Source organism: Limosilactobacillus mucosae (assembly GCF_046939755.1).
GTDB lineage: Bacteria > Bacillota > Bacilli > Lactobacillales > Lactobacillaceae > Limosilactobacillus > Limosilactobacillus mucosae_A.
Window position 1 is genome coordinate 1 of the sequence record NZ_JBKZAY010000132.1, and the last position, 234, is coordinate 234.

The 234-nt window shown below is 49.6% G+C and carries 1 protein-coding gene; it reads left to right on the forward strand.

The annotated features are described in order from the left end of the window. On the forward strand, positions 1-234 hold a 234-nt coding region (locus tag ACLUWI_RS10530; protein WP_412147263.1), incomplete at both ends, for a hypothetical protein.

Genomic DNA, 234 nt, shown 5'->3' on the forward strand with positions numbered 1-234 from the left:
GACGCCCAAGTGATCGACGGCTACGTGCTGGTTAAGCAGGAAAATACAGCAGGGACGTTTGGCGAAGGTGATGAGACAGCCAAGTTCATTTACAAGCAGGTCGGCAAAATCATTCCGGTTGATGAAGCCGGCAACCCAATTCCAGGCGCGGCTACGCCAAGTTATTCAAATGATCAAAATGATCCAGCAAAGGTCTTGGATGACGAACCAATTCCAGTAATTCCAGGCTACACG